This window comes from Candidatus Thiodiazotropha sp. AKIB8 (genome assembly GCF_058244675.1).
On the sequence record NZ_JBSYOO010000045.1, the window covers coordinates 26,270 to 41,499 of the forward strand.

General features: G+C 48.9%; 13 protein-coding genes. 11 read left to right on the top strand and 2 right to left on the bottom strand.

All coding sequences use genetic code 11. The features are described 5' to 3' along the window. The 3 genes from nadD (at position 1) to AC4IFB_RS15425 (ending at position 2,124) form a co-directional block, all read left to right on the top strand. A complete protein-coding gene (gene nadD, locus AC4IFB_RS15415) occupies positions 1–627 on the top strand; it encodes a nicotinate-nucleotide adenylyltransferase (RefSeq protein WP_490780622.1) in 627 nt (208 codons plus the stop codon). Positions 628–787: 160 nt separating this feature from the next. After that, entirely contained in the window at positions 788–1,147 is a 360-nt protein-coding gene (rsfS, locus tag AC4IFB_RS15420; protein WP_490775975.1) for a ribosome silencing factor, read from the top strand. A gap of 8 nt (positions 1,148–1,155) precedes the next feature. Continuing rightward, positions 1,156–2,124: a helix-turn-helix transcriptional regulator gene (locus AC4IFB_RS15425; RefSeq protein WP_490780623.1), complete on the top strand. Its 969-nt coding sequence runs from the start codon at positions 1,156–1,158 to the stop codon at positions 2,122–2,124. An 86-nt stretch (positions 2,125–2,210) separates the two neighbouring features. On the opposite strand, the gene AC4IFB_RS15430 is transcribed toward AC4IFB_RS15425, so the two are convergent. Further along, complete coding sequence (locus AC4IFB_RS15430) at positions 2,211–2,456, bottom strand: hypothetical protein (RefSeq protein WP_490780624.1); 246 nt, start codon at positions 2,454–2,456, stop codon at positions 2,211–2,213. A 601-nt stretch (positions 2,457–3,057) separates the two neighbouring features. Between AC4IFB_RS15430 and AC4IFB_RS15435 the strand changes: the two genes are divergently transcribed. The 8 genes from AC4IFB_RS15435 (at position 3,058) to AC4IFB_RS15470 (ending at position 10,922) form a co-directional block, all read left to right on the top strand. Then, positions 3,058–4,575, top strand: a complete 1,518-nt coding sequence (locus tag AC4IFB_RS15435; RefSeq protein ID WP_490780625.1) for a hemolysin family protein — start codon at positions 3,058–3,060, stop codon at positions 4,573–4,575. Then, complete coding sequence (locus tag AC4IFB_RS15440) at positions 4,559–5,821, top strand: hemolysin family protein (RefSeq protein ID WP_490780626.1); 1,263 nt, start codon at positions 4,559–4,561, stop codon at positions 5,819–5,821. Before AC4IFB_RS15435 ends, AC4IFB_RS15440 begins: the two co-directional genes overlap by 17 nt. Before the next feature lie 258 nt (positions 5,822–6,079). Beyond that, on the top strand, positions 6,080–7,891 hold the full coding sequence (locus AC4IFB_RS15445; RefSeq protein WP_490780627.1) for a Na/Pi cotransporter family protein: 1,812 nt from the start codon (positions 6,080–6,082) through the stop codon (positions 7,889–7,891). 81 nt (positions 7,892–7,972) lie between these two features. Beyond that, the gene (locus AC4IFB_RS15450; protein ID WP_490780628.1) at positions 7,973–8,227 is read left to right on the top strand and encodes a hypothetical protein; all 255 of its coding nucleotides are present in this window, start codon (positions 7,973–7,975) and stop codon (positions 8,225–8,227) included. A gap of 109 nt (positions 8,228–8,336) precedes the next feature. Beyond that, positions 8,337–8,618 carry a hypothetical protein gene (locus AC4IFB_RS15455; RefSeq protein WP_490780629.1) on the top strand — a complete coding sequence of 94 codons (282 nt, stop codon included), beginning with the start codon at positions 8,337–8,339 and terminating at the stop codon, positions 8,616–8,618. 327 nt (positions 8,619–8,945) lie between these two features. After that, a complete protein-coding gene (locus AC4IFB_RS15460) occupies positions 8,946–9,230 on the top strand; it encodes a hypothetical protein (RefSeq protein WP_490780630.1) in 285 nt (94 codons plus the stop codon). Positions 9,231–9,250: 20 nt separating this feature from the next. Further along, on the top strand, positions 9,251–9,961 hold the full coding sequence (locus AC4IFB_RS15465) for a choice-of-anchor H family protein (protein ID WP_490780631.1): 711 nt from the start codon (positions 9,251–9,253) through the stop codon (positions 9,959–9,961). Positions 9,962–10,058: 97 nt separating this feature from the next. Then, entirely contained in the window at positions 10,059–10,922 is an 864-nt protein-coding gene (locus AC4IFB_RS15470; RefSeq protein WP_490780632.1) for an LEA/WHy family protein, read from the top strand. 332 nt (positions 10,923–11,254) lie between these two features. On the opposite strand, the gene metH is transcribed toward AC4IFB_RS15470, so the two are convergent. Continuing rightward, the gene (gene metH / locus AC4IFB_RS15475; RefSeq protein ID WP_490780633.1) at positions 11,255–15,037 is read right to left on the bottom strand and encodes a methionine synthase; all 3,783 of its coding nucleotides are present in this window, start codon (positions 15,035–15,037) and stop codon (positions 11,255–11,257) included. Positions 15,038–15,230 lie beyond the last annotated feature (193 nt).

Here is a 15,230-nt window from a genome sequence, read left to right on the forward strand (position 1 = left end):
ATGATAGGCATCTTTGGTGGTACCTTCGACCCCATACACTATGGGCATCTGCGCACTGCACTTGATGTGATGCAGGCAATAGATCTGGAGCAGATTCGATTTATTCCCCTGCATGGCCCGGTTCACCGTAATCCTCCCCAGGCCTCGCCTGGATTGAGACTGCAGATGGTTGAAGCCGCGATCGCCGGGCAGCAAGGTTTTGTTGCTGATGATCGAGAATTAAAGCGAGCGGGGCCATCCTATACAGTAGATACACTCCTGGATTTACGGGAGGCTTTTCCGCATCAGACCCTCTGTTTGTTGATGGGTATGGATGCGTTTAATGGTTTTTCCAACTGGCATCGGCCAGATGAAATTCTACAATTGGCTCACCTGATTGTGATGAAAAGGCCAGGTGAAGATCAGTTGTCCTTAGCCTCTCAGAGCCTTCTGAAAAAAGCCCAAGTCCATGATAAATCAATGGTTAATCGGCGCTCCTCCGGGGTGATCCTGTTACAGACAGTGACCCAGCTTGATATATCGGCCACGAATATCCGCACTATGCTGAGTCAGGGCAAGCTGCCCCGGTACCTTATGCCTGAAGCGGTTATTGAGCTGATTTTAGCGCAAGGCCTGTATGAAAATTGATTGAGAGCTGGGGTATGTTGAGTTGAAATGGTGTGGAAATCGGCGTTTTCAGCCTATTTCCAGGCTATTCCTGTGAAGATCATAGAAAATTATTCCCCTCAATGGGTTATGATAGCTGTTATCAACCGGTCATTAGACAAAGCAACCGATATGGGACTCAATGCAGACAGAAGCACTTAGAGACATCGTTCTGGAAATCCTTGACGATATGAAAGCAAAGGATGTTGTGGTACTGGATGTACGTGGAAAAACCAGCATAACCGACATCATGATCATCGCCAGTGGAACCTCGGATCGTCACGTGAAATCGATTGCACAGAGTGTCGAGTTCAAGGCAAAGCAGTCAGGTGAAATGCCACTGGGAACAGAAGGGGTGGCGGATGGTGAGTGGGCGTTGGTGGATCTGAATGGCGTAGTGGTGCATGTCATGTTGCCAAAGGTACGCGATTTTTACCATCTGGAGCGGCTCTGGTCACTGGATGAACCTCAGAGTAAAAATCAAAACCTGGAATCAAACTGATAATCTGAATGGATCGGTTCGACCGAATCTTTGAACTCAATAGGATTTTCCAGGCAGCCCGCTATCCGGTCTCCCGTCAGCGGTTAGAGCAGGAACTGGAGTGTTCCAGGGCTACTGTGAAGCGTCTTATTGAAGAGATGCGGCTCTATTTGAATGCACCGATCGTCTACGATCGAAAACAAAATGGCTATCGATACGATGCCGCTGAAAGCGAGATGTATCAGCTGCCTGGCCTCTGGTTCAATGCCTCTGAGCTGCAGGCGCTACTGACAGTTCAACAACTGCTTGCAGATATTCAGCCCGGTCTGCTCGATAACCACCTTCAGCCCCTGCGGCGTAAAATTGACCAGCTATTGAGTCGCCAGCCTGGACAGGCTGAACCCCTATCCCGCCATATTCGCCTGTTAAAAGCGGCTGCACGTCCCGCCGGCCCGCATTTAACGCTTTTTGCCTCTGCATTGTCTGCCGGGCATCGTGTCGACTTTAAATATTACAATCGTGGCACAGACGATTTTACTCAGCGGCAAGTCTCTCCCCAGCGCATGACACTCTATAGGGATAACTGGTATCTCGATGCCTGGTGTCATTTGCGTGATGGTTTACGTACCTTTGCCTTGGATGCCATGAGTGAGGTAAATGAGTCTCAGCAGCAGTCAATTGAGGTGGATGAGAGCCAACTCGAGGCGCACTTCTCAGAGGCCTATGGCATCTTTTCAGGGCCTGCAAAGCATCAAGCGGTATTGCGGTTCAGTAAACAAAGGGCACGTTGGGTAGCGAATGAGCAGTGGCATCCACAACAAAAGAGTCAATGGCTTGAGGATGGTCGATACGAACTCAGCTTGCCCTACGCCAATCCAGAGGAACTGATTATGGACTTGATGCGTTATGGCGCAGATGTCGAAGTGGTATCCCCTGCTGAATTGCGCAAAGAGATCGAAACACGGTTTCGCCTGGCTGCTGCTGTATATAAGAATTGAATGGACCTGGATGGTAAGTGGCCGCAGAACAAGCCAGGAACCGACGTTCTGTTTAGCCAAGGGTGCCCTTAATTGCTAGAGGCAGTTCAACACTTTTTCATGAGTTGCATGTAGCGACGCAGTGCCTTCTTTCGCTGAGTATGAAGAATCTTGATCTTGGTAGAGAGGCGCTTTCGTTTGCGCTTGTCTTTTTCCTTGGGTAACTCTTTTTTGGCAGCTCGTTCCTGTTTTTTCATCTTTTTCAACAGTTCTGCAATTCGTTCAGGTTTAAGCTTCTTATGGTCGCGATCAAGCAGACGAAATATTTTAGATATTAATTTCTCTGTGGACATGACGTCTACCTCTAGGATGCCGGGTGTCGGCTATATCGCGTTGTCTTTTTACAAGGATGGTCTTCATATAGCTTAAAGTATGTAATAATTATAGTTTAAGTTGTGTTTTCCAGAACACTTGCTAGTTTATAGTAGGTTGTCTCTTTATTAGTTCAGCTTGTTCCTCTGGTGGAAACCGGCGATCTAGTTCTAGAAATAGTTGAGCCTAATACAAGTGAGTGTCATTTGAGGGATCCGCACAACACAGGCAGATTTTTTTAGAAATCCTGGGTCTGTCTGTTCTCTGGGGGAATTTTTGTTATCTAATGCTTGTCAGTAGAAGTCTCTATTTGGCCTGTTGTCACAACCCAAACAGGTTCTACTGCAACTGAGCAAAATCCCGATTCAGGTATTGTGTGGAGTTTCGCTCCAAATGAACGATAAGAACTGTAAGGCTGCCCGTTTATCGTTCCAATCACTACAGGGCTGGGGCGACAGGGTTTTATCAGTTTGGATCCTGTATGTGGCTCTACACTGGGTTTAGTGCTGATATCACTCTATTTTGTTATCTCAGTACTTCTTGTTCTTACCACAACTGCGTTTAACAGATTCAGGTTTTTTGATGGAAGAGTTGAGAACACTATACGACTCCCTGGGGCTTGGGGGAGCGGACTGGGAACTGATACTGCGGATTTGCTTGCAGGTGGTTCTGCTTGGGTTCTCTGCCGTTTTTTCCGGATCTGAGACAGCCCTGTTCTCGCTCAGCAGGATCGACCTTCAAAAGCTCAGACATAGCCGGGACAAACACTCGGAAAATATCCATGCCATGCTCGATGAACCCAGGCGATTGATCATATCGATCCTCTGCGGCAACGAACTGGTGAATATCGCATCAGCTGCAAATATGGCGGCAATCCTCTTATTGTTTGTTTCTGAGCAGGATGTAGGCTGGGTCAATATCCTGATCATGGTACCGCTACTGCTGTTGATTGGTGAGGTTACCCCCAAGACCATCGCTGTCAGCTTCCCGGTTAAATTTGCCACTCGCCTGACTGCCAGAATCCTGCCTCGCTGGATAGTATTGATAACCCCGCTCAGGGAAGTGGTACGTCAGGTGGCAGACCGAATCACAACTCTTGTGGTTGGTGAGGCAATCAGTCGTGAAAATATCCTCCAGGCAGATGAACTGCGCACAATCCTTGAAGAGAGTGAGGAGAGTGGTGTCATTGAAGCCACAGAGCGGGTATTGATCGACAATGTGATCGAAGCATCAGAGACAGATATATCACGAATCATGACGCCTGGTCCTCGTATCAGGTTTCTCGATGCTGATCTGCCGGTACAGGAGTTGATTGAAAAATTCCGTGAGTATCAGCACCCCCGCATTCCTCTCTATCAGGGTCACTGGGACAACGTCATCGGCTTCATCCATTCTGAGGATATTCTGCGATTGATCCAGGGTGGTGGAGATTTGGAGCAGGTCACTCTGGAGATGATCATCAAGCCGGCCCATTTTGTACCACCAACCAAAAAGGTTGATGAGATGTTCGACTATTTCCAGGCACACAATACCCGTGTAGCGATTGTGCTCGGGGAGTATGGTGAGGTGCTTGGTATCGTCACCATGAAGGATGTACTGACCTTCATCTTTGGTGAAATCAGCGGCAAGATGGTTGGGCTTGAATACTATCAGGAAGAGGATGAAAACAGCTATATCGTTCCCGGAGATATGCGCCTGAGTGATTTTTATAACCTGACCAATTTCGATATTGAAGACCCTGTCATGAGTACCATTGGTGGGGTGGCATTCAGACTTTTCGATCGATTGCCCAAAGAGGGTGACAAGGTACGTTATGAAGGTTATGAATTTATCACCAGGGAGGTGACAGGATTACGTATCAGTAAGGTTCAGGTACGCAAAATCGTCTCTGACAGGGAGGCCTCGAGCAAGGAGGAGTTGGAAGAAGTCAATGAAGATGAGGCGCAGCTTGAAACCAATGGAGAGGAGAGCCTAAACGACAGCGAAGATTCGGATCTGGATCTTCACGACGATTCTCTGGATGAGGACTCAGAGCCAGTGGCGGATGAGACAGAGCGAAAGATTGAAGCTAAGGAGGTGAAAGATGAGCTGGAGCGTTGAGTTATTGATCATCGTAATCTTCCTTCTGCTGAAGGGGTTTTTCTCTGGATCAGAGATCGCCATGGTCAATTCGGATAAATTGAAGCTCAGACATCTTGCGAAATTGGGCAATCGTGGTGCAGCACTTGTGTTGAAGCTGTTCAAGACCCCGGATGTGATCCTCGGTACAACCCTGGTTGGAACCAATCTCGCAACTGTCATCATCTCAACCCTGGGAGCTCTGGTCTGCATCGATCTGTTTGGTCCGGCAGGTGATCTGATTTCAGTTCTTCTTTTAACTCCAGTGCTGCTGATTTTCGGTGAGGTGGTGCCAAAGAGTGTATTTCAGCAAGAGGCTGACAGCCTTGTCAGCCGGTTGATTTACGTACTGCGTTTTTTCTCATTTGTCTTCTACCCGGTGATCTTCATTTTTAGTCGCATAGCCAGGCTGGTGACGCGGATAGTTGGCGGCGGCAGCGTACCGCAGAATATGTTCATCACCCGTGAAGAGCTGCGGGTGCTTCTGGATGTATCTGAATCTGCCTCTGATCCTCAGACCATTGATCGTAAGCGTATCAGAAGGATTATCCGTTTCGCTGACACCACAGTAGGCGAGGCGATGATTCCCTTGCCGGATGTGGTCGGTTTTAATGAAGTTCGCCACATGAAAGAGGCGGTGCGATTGGTGATGAAGCATGGTTACAATCGCCTGCCTGTCTATCGCGGAAATATTACCAATGTGAAGGGTATCCTGACTTTGGATACCTGGGATCTGATGCAACCTGATCTGGACAGTCGTCCGATCTCCGATTTCATCAGTCCTGTGCTCTACCTGTCGCCACGACAGACCATCGACCGTGCCTTGCCGATGTTGCAGGCCCGCGAGGATCACATGGCGGTTGTAGTGGATGAGTTTGGTTCAGCGGTAGGTATTTTGACCATGGAAGATGTCTTCGAAGAGGTGGTTGGTGAAATTGATGTTGGCTATGATTTCGATGAGTACCATCCGAAGCGGCGTCTCTATATTGAGCATGAGAGTGAAAACTCGCACCTGCTCAGTGGCCGTACACCCATCTCGGAGATTAACGATATTCTTCATGTACAGTTTTCAGTAGAAGAGGCTTTGACCATTGGAGGTTTGGTGGTGAGTCGGATTCGTCATATCCCTGTTGAGGGGGATTGCGTTGAGGAGCAGGGGCACCGTATCACTGTTATCGAAGCAGATGAACGCTCAGTGGTCAAAGTTAGAATCGAGCGTCTTACCTGAGTATCAAGCGAAAATCATGCACCTGAATCGGATCGAAGAATTCAGATAGATTTGGCTTATTTAAGCGCTGGTCTAAAATTGGTTAATCAATAGATCGCTTTTGACAACCCTGGCTTAAGCCTGGGTTGTCAAAAGCGTATGTTGTAAACCACTCTATTTTTAAGAATATGGCTTCGCCAGGGATACAACACTCCTACAGCTTGATTTTAATAGTTGTATCGGCCTGTTGTTGAATGAGATGTAACTATGTTTTCTAAAATGATCTGGCAATTTAACGATTTGAATCCAAAGCGATTATTACTGCTCTTTCTATGTGGTGTGATGGCTTTTTTTGCACTCCCGGTATTTGCGGCTTCAGCTGCCGAACAGAACATCGAATGGGGTGTTATGGGCATGAAGCTGTTTGGTGGGCTTGCCCTCTTTCTATTTGGCATGGAGCAGATGGCCGATGCTCTAAAGGCAGTTGCTGGCGAGCGAATGAAGGGCATTCTCGCAAAGTTGACCAGCAATAAGGTTATGGGGGCTGCAACAGGTGCCTTTGTTACTGCGATAATTCAATCCTCATCTGTGACAACCGTGCTTGTGGTTGGATTCATTACCGCAGGATTAATGACCTTCTCTCAATCGATTGGGGTCATCATGGGGGCCAACATTGGCACCACGATTACCGCCCAGATTGTCGCTTTCAAGGTGACCAAAGCGGCCTTGCTGATGATTGGTGTCGGATTCAGCATGTTGTTTATCTCCAAGCAAGATCGCATCAAACAGTATGGCGGCATGATCATGGGTTTGGGGCTTGTGTTTTTCGGTATGAGTGTCATGAGTGACGCTATGAAGCCGCTCAGGACCTACCAGCCCTTTTTGGATCTGATGATCAGTATGGAGAGTCCGATGATAGGGATTCTCGTCGCAGCAGCTTTTACCGGATTGATTCAATCCTCCTCAGCAACGACAGGTATTGTCATCGTTATGGCCAGTCAGGGGTTTATAACCCTGCCCGCAGGAATAGCACTGGCTTTTGGTGCGAATATCGGCACCTGCGTCACAGCAATGCTTGCTTCAATTGGCAAGCCCAGGGAAGCAGTACGTGCAGCAATGGTGCATGTAATTTTTAATGTGTTGGGTGTAGTTCTTTGGATCATGTTTATACCTCAACTGGCAGAGTTCGTGGTCTCATTTTCTCCATCACATCCAGAGCTCTCAGGTATTGAACGTCTGGGGGCAGAGACCCCTCGCCAGATTGCAAACGCCCATACACTATTCAATATCGCCAATACTCTGATATTTATCTGGTTCACATCCCAATTTGCCAGAGTAGTCGAATACTTGATTCCTGAGCGTCTGATTGAGGAGGAGGGAATCGCTGTCAGTGCAAAATATCTGGATGAAGAGTTGTTGAGTACACCTTCATTGGCTTTGGATCGAGTTCGCCTTGAAGTACTGCATATGGGGGAGAAGGTGCAAGCCATGCTTAACAGGATAATGCCGGCGATCATCAGCGGAAGTCGTGAGTCACTGGATGCTGTGGCTCAACTGGATGATGAGGTGGATATCCTGTATGAGCAGATCCTCGACTATTTAGGCAGAATCAGTAAACAGAGCCTGTCAGACAATCAAACGGACGAACTGCTGAGTTTGATGGAGGCTGTTGGTGACCTCGAAAATATAGGTGACACCATAGAAACGAATCTGGTAGCCCTTGGGCATGAGCGTATCAAGGTTGGGTTCTCTATCAGTGAACCGACTAGAATTGTATTACAGGAGTTTCACCGGGTGATTGTAAGATCGGTTGATGGTGCCATTCAATCGGTATCCCAGATCAATACTGAGGTCGCCCATGCGGTTGTGGCTATGAAGGACGAGATTACGGCTTTGGCCAGTTCTGCGACACAGCATCAAGCGGCACGGTTGGTTGCAGAAGAACCAAACAGGATTGCCGCATACACTACTGAAGTTGATATTATCGAAAAACAGAAGCGTATCTACTATTTCGCAAAACGTATGGCGAAAACAGTGCTCTCTCCGGAAGAGGCAGAAGAAGCAGAGGAGGCAGAAGTGGCGGAAGAGTAACGTTACTTTTTTCGTATCTCAGCAATATTGAGATAGTAAAGATGCTTTTATGTAAATAACCCCGTTCTGAAGGTTTGACTTATGAAAATAGAAAGTCTGCTTCAAAATCTGAAAAAAATGCTCAAAAAGGCAGAGCTTTCGGATAAGGTAAAATGTGACCGAATCGATGAGTTACTGATCCAGCTTGAGAAGAAACAGAAGCGCCTGCAAGGTAAGCTGGAAAATGAGAAAAACTCGAGCAAGTATAAACGCTTGAAAACGGAGTTGAAGGTTGTTCATGCGCAACTGAAAAAAGGTAATAAGCGCAGGCAGGAGCTGGGTAAAAAGTGTAACTAAAACAAGTGCAGGCTGTATAGGGCTTGTTCTGAGCCATTCTTGTTGCCCTGAGTGTCGTAATACTTTTTATCTGATAAGTATATCCAGTGTTATCAATGTGGATCTGCTCGTGACTGAGAGAAAGCCCAATACCCAAATTGCGATGCGCCAACTGATTGAGCAGATCAGAGCGACACTGCCGTTCGATCTGAATAGTGAAGATCGGTGTGGTGATTCCTGTCATGGTTGTTCAAGTAAACTACTCATCTACCTTGAAACAGAGTTGGATGAGTGGGAGATGAAGCTGGCAGATGGTGTAGTGCCGGGATTTGCCGACCTCTCCCGCTTGTTGGGGCAAGGGAAAAAAATAAGCAAGGTGCTGAAGCGCAATGGCTTGATTCCGGAGGAATAGATAAAAAAATGAAGGGTATTGCCCAACTGCACCTTTTCTGATTTTAAATCGAAGTCTATCTATTTCCTCGTTCCCACGCTCCAGCATGGGAATGAATACGAACAGGCAGAGTGGTGCGGCAGGGCCGGCACCCTACACATCGCACTTATCATGACCCAGTTATGCAACGGTTATTGTTCCGTTATCTGTAGAGGAGATCTAGAGGGAAGTCGATCTCTCCTATAACCAGCATCGGATATGGGGCCTATACATCTCCAGGCCATTCAGCTTTCGTTCAGCCAAGCCTCCTTAAGCTTAACTACAAGCTCAAACCAATGGAGGCTTCAAATGAGTTCGAAATTAAAAGCACTGACACTGGGGACAATCCTATCCACTTCGATGATGCTGGCACCTGCAGCCCAGGCGCACGACGTACCGCATGGATTACTGGGTGGGGTGTTACTCGGATTGCACTATGGTCACATCCACAATTATGGCCACCACCATAGCCACCGATACGATCGTTACCGCCATCGTGACTATCGTCGCAGCGATAGCCATGGATATCGTCATCGTGACCGTCATAAGCATGGACGCGATCATGATCGTCGCAGACGTCATCGCGATCACTAATCATTTGTGGAGAGCCTGTTATGAATATGACAAAGGCAATGATATTCGCTGTTTTACTAGTGACGGGAGAGGGTGTTCTGGCCGAGACTGCCACTGAGCGTTTGAGTCAGTCTGTTGAGGGTTTTGTGGCTGCAGAGCCAAAGGCTCTGGTAGAAAAGCTCGATCAGGCTGAGATTGAAATTCATGAGCCAATGTCAGTTACAGGTGATCGCCTTAAGAGCCTGAACCGGCAACTGATTACAACTCAGCATGCTGGCTTGGGTTTTTCGATCTTCGATGCTCAGACTGTAATCAGTCGAGACGATGATGATGATGGTTATTACCATCGTTTGAGCGTGACCTTCGATCCTGATGTCTCCAGCGGTCGTGCATGGGTCTATGCGAAGCTCTATCTCAGTCTTGAGGGTGGGCCCTGGAACCACTACTACACCACAGAGACGTTTCCGATCGACACAGATCGCACAGATGACGACTATGAGGTTGTTACCCGTTTGCTGGATGGATATCCCAGTGGATATTATGATGTGTTGATTGAGCTTTATGATGCTGATGATGAACTGTGGGTGAGTGAATATGGCCCCTATGATGATCAGGACCTTGCTCTGCTACCGTTGGAAGACAGTTACCGCGATGATGACGGTCACTATCACGGTGGCGGAGGTGCCTTGGATCTTGGAGTGGTACTATTAGGCTTGGCTGTGTTTGTAGTCAGAAGGCGAGTCTTATTGTAATAGGCCTACAAAAGGGTCTCTTCAGAACTTTAACAATAGAAGTACCCATTACCTATGCAAGATATCTGCGATCATTTTTTTAAGACGGAACACGACTATGGTTAAGCAATTCCCCTATATCATCACCTTAATGTCCTTGTTGATGTTTCAGGGGTGTTCTACCCTCGAGCAGGCTGAACAGATCATCACTGGACAACAGCCTACCGCTGAGGTGAAGGGCGTTAAACTCTCCGGACTTGATATCGATGGCATCGATCTGATTTTTGATCTGCAGGTCGATAACCCTAATCCGGTGAAAATTGCATTGGATCGCCTGGATTATGATCTGAAGCTATCGAATCACTCCTTCCTTAAAGGTGAACAAGGGATGGGAGTAAGTTTGGCGGCGAACGGTCCCAGCCAGGTTAAATTACCGGTCAGAATGGAGTTTGAACAGTTACTGCAGCAATATGGCCAACTGCTCAAACAGGATGAAGTTCCCTATGAGATTGACCTTGGGCTTGGTTTGGATGTTCCGCTACTGGGACGGATACGTCTGCCGGTTAACTATCAAGGGCGGATGCCTATTCCAAAAATACCTGATGTGAAGGTCAGTGATGTGGATGTAGAGCGTCTGACTCTGCAGAAGGCGGACTTGATGGTCGAGTTGGAGGTGGCAAATCCGAACCGATTCGCGGTAATACTCGATAAACTTGACTACCAACTCAAACTGAATGGTATCGATGTGGGTGGTGGTGTGCTTTCGCAATCGATGAAGATCGATCAGCGGGGAAAAGGTCGGATTAAAATCCCCCTTTCACTTGATTTGATGCAAGCGGGCAGAGGTCTATATGGCGCATTTATTGGTGGTTCCGGTCTAAGCTATGAACTTGGTGGCTCATTGGATGCATCAGGTGATACCCCTCTGTTGGGTGAGTTTCAGATTCCACTGGATAAGCAAGGCAAAGTTGATTTGAATTAGAGCAGATACTTCTAGTGTACCTCGTCATAGATTCTGTACCATTCAGCGAGTCTGGAAGGGGTTAGCCACGCCTTGCACTCACGGCTTGAGCGGCTTTCTAAATACATGGTTTATATGACGCACCACACTAGCCCCATGGTTTCAGCACAAGGGTGGCATTGGCTCTGGTTCAAAGCGCTGTACACCATAATGGTGTATTACAATCGGCCGTTATGCAGCGTAGGCTCCCCCAAAGCGTGAGTATGAGCCTGATTGGGTACCTTGTGGATGCCCAGCATGGGCAGGCTTCCACTGCCGCCCATCAGCCTTATCACGATACTCCCGCCTATTTTCTAATTCTGAGGCGTATAGGCTAAATTTGGCGCCAGCCAGCGCTCGATCTCAGCTAAAGAGATGCCTTTACGGGCAGCATACTCTTCGACCTGATCCCGATTCACTTTTCCTACTGCAAAGTATCTCGCCTGTGGATGGCTGAAATAGAGGCCACTGACCGACGCTGTGGGCACCATCGCTTTACTTTCAGTGAGCCAGATACCGGTGTTCTCCTGCGCCGATAGCAGTGACCAGAGGAGATCTTTCTCAGTATGGTCAGGGCTGGCAGGATATCCCATCGCAGGTCGGATACCGGAGTAGGCTTCAGCAATCAATTCATCATTGTTGAGGGATTCCTCTGCAGCATAACCCCAGAAATCCTTACGTACCTGTTCATGCAGCCATTCAGCCAGTGCTTCCGCCAGTCTGTCTGCAAGGGCTTTGAGCATAATTGCCTGGTAGTCGTCATGCTCTTTTTCGAATTCGTCGAGCTTGGCATCGATACCAATCCCGGCAGTAGAGACAAAGGCGCCCAGATAATCTTTTTGGTTGGATGTTTCCGGAGCGATGAAATCCGCCAGGCACTCATTGTATTTACCCTTCGGCTGGCGACCCTGTTTCCTCAGATTGTGCAGCCTGGTCAAAATTGCAGAGCGACTCTCATCCCCATAGATATTGATATCATCAGCTTCAGCATTGGCAGGGAAGAGCCCAACCAGAGCAGAGGCTCGAAGCCACTTTTCGTCGACAATCTGTTTCAGCATCTGCTGGGCATCGTTAAACAGCTTGCCCGCCTCTACCCCTTTTGCCGGATCCTGAAGGATTTGCGGATATCGGCCCTTCAGCTGCCAGGCATGAAAAAAGAAGGTCCAATCGATATAGGCAGTCAGTTCTGCAATAGGGATATCCTCTAAAAGTACCATTCTCGCCGGATGATCCCCGCTCTTATCCTCGTCAGTCAGGGGAAGAACTCTGGCGCCAGCCGGGGGCTGATAGTCTGATCGGCAGATATTGGGGGTATGGGGGGTGAATGCCTGCCAGTCTATAGGTGTTGGATTCTCTCTGGCCTGAGTCAGGGGAATCAGGTTTCTAGTCTCATTGGCTGCCGCACGACGCTGCCGTACAGTTTCGTACTCTTCACGCAATTGATCGACATAGGCGCCCCGATGCTCATCTGAGAGCAGATTGGATGCGACTGAAACAGCCCGGGAAGCGTCTGGGACATAAACCACCGGGTGATCATATTGAGGCTCTATTTTTACTGCTGTGTGGGCAATAGAGGTGGTTGCCCCTCCAATCATCAGGGGCTGGCTCATGCCCAGCCGCTGCATCTCCCTGGCAACGTGTACCATCTCATCCAGAGAGGGGGTGATCAGGCCGGAAAGACCGATCAAATCGACATTTCTCTCTTTTGCTGTCTGCAGAATGGTATCGGCTGAAACCATCACGCCAATATCGATAACCTCATAGTTGTTGCATTGAAGTACGACACCGACGATATTCTTACCAATATCGTGTACATCCCCCTTAACGGTAGCCATTAAAATTTTGCCTTGGGCCTGCACCGCGCAACCCGCCTTTTCAGCTTCCAGGTAGGGCTCAAGGTAGGCCACTGACTTCTTCATCACCCGTGCAGATTTTACAACCTGAGGCAGGAACATCTTGCCAGCACCGAACAGGTCACCCACCTGGTTCATGCCATCCATCAAAGGACCTTCGATGACCTCCAGGGTCTTTGTGACATGTTGCCGCGCTTCTTCTGTATCCACTTCTATAAACTCGGTGATCCCTTTCACCAGAGCATGTTGCAGACGTTTGTTGACTGGCCAGGAGCGCCATTCAGCATCCTCTTTGACGGTCGATTGGCTGTTGTCGCCCTGATAGCGGGGTGCCAGCTCCACCAGCCGATCACCGGCCAGAGGATCAAGGTTGAGTACGACGGCTTCCACCGCGCTGCGTAAATCTTCAGGTAGCTCGTCATAGACAGCCAGTTGGCCGGCATTGACAATACCCATATCCATCCCTTCACGGATGGCGTGGTAGAGAAACACCGCGTGAATAGCTTCGCGTACTGGGTTGTTACCACGAAATGAGAATGAGACGTTAGAGACGCCACCGGAAATCATCGCATGGGGCAGGGATTGCTTGATCTGTCGAGTGGCCTGAATGAAATCGACGCCATAGTTGTTGTGCTCTTCGATACCCGTGGCGATGGCAAAAATGTTGGGATCGAAGATAATCTCTTCAGCGGGGAATCCGATCTGTTCGGTGAGTAATTTGTAGGCACGGGTGCAGATCTCAACTTTTCTCTTCAGAGTATCTGCCTGGCCCTGCTCATCAAAGGCCATAACAATAATTGCGGCACCATAACGGCGGCAAAGGCTGGCCTGATGGAGGAATTTCTCCTCACCCTCTTTCAGGGAGATCGAGTTAACGATGGCTTTGCCCTGTACGCACTTTAGTCCCGCTTCGATGATCTCCCACTTTGAAGAGTCGATCATCACCGGTACTTTCGCGATTTCAGGCTCTCCCGCGCAGAGATTCAGGAAACGCTGCATGGCAGAGACGCCATCCAGCATCGCTTCGTCCATGTTGATGTCTACCACCTGAGCCCCGTTTTCAACCTGCTCCCGGCAGATATCGAGTGCTTCATCATACTCTTCATTCAGAATCAGTCGCTTGAACTTGGCTGAACCGGTAACGTTGGCGCGTTCGCCGATGTTGACGAATAGTGAGTCAGCTCCGATATTGAGGGGCTCCAGGCCGGAGAGACGACACTGCTTCTCAAGCTCTGGGCATTGGCGAGGGGGTTTCTCCTTCAGGGCATTGGCAATCGCCTGAATGTGCTGAGGGGTGGTGCCGCAACAGCCGCCGACAATGTTGACGAAGCCAGCATCTGCCCACTCACTGAGATATTCGGCCATATGTGCCGCATCCAGGTCATATTCACCAAACTCGTTGGGTAGACCAGCATTTGGGTGGGCGGAGACAAAGGTTTCGGAGATATTGGACATCTCTTCCACATATTGGCGCAACATGTCGGGGCCTAAGGCGCAATTGAGGCCGATAGAGATGGGCTGGATATGGCGTAGACTGTTATAGAAGGCTTCGGTTGTCTGGCCTGAGAGGGTGCGTCCGGATTGGTCGGTGATGGTTCCTGAAATCATCACTGGGAGACGTATTCCGTCCTCTTCGAAGACCTTCTCACAGGCAAAGGCTGCAGCCTTGGCATTCAGGGTGTCGAAAATGGTTTCGATCAGCAACAGATCACTGCCACCGGCAATCAGGCCTCTGGCCGCCTCGGTATAGGCAGTGACAAGTTCGTCAAAGTATATATTTCTTGTGCCTGGATCATTTACATCCGGCGAGATAGATGCCGTGCGGTTGGTTGGGCCAAGCACACCGGCGACAAACCGGGGTTTGTCAGGAGTGGCGTATTTATCGGCTGCTTCACGTGCCAGCTTTGCTCCCGCCTCACTCATCTCATAGGCGAGGGAGGACATATCATAGTCGGCCATCGAGACACTGTTAGCCCCGAAGGTGTTGGTTTCCAGGATGTCAGCACCCGCCTCCAGGTACTCCTGATGGATGTCTCGGATGATTTCGGGCTGGGAGAGTGTTAATAGATCGTTATTACCCTTGAGATCACAAGGCCATTTTTTAAAACGCTCCCCCCGATAATCAGCTTCACTCAGATTGTGGCGCTGTATCATGGTACCCATTGCCCCGTCGAGAATCAGAATGCGCTGACGTAAGAGGGATTCAATAGGGTGGATTGGGTGTTTCGGAGTTTTGCTGGCCATCAAGCTACTCAGGTTTTATGGTGAACGGTCGCCAATTATAAGACGCTGACCCGATACAGGCGAGCCGCTATTAGGATTTGTTGCGGTTAGAACTGCTCGGGGATAGGATTCTGACTGGGATTTTAACTGGATAGGTTATCGTAGTTCGATTAATTATTAGTTCAGTGTTGAGTAGAGTTTAAGGCTTGGTAAG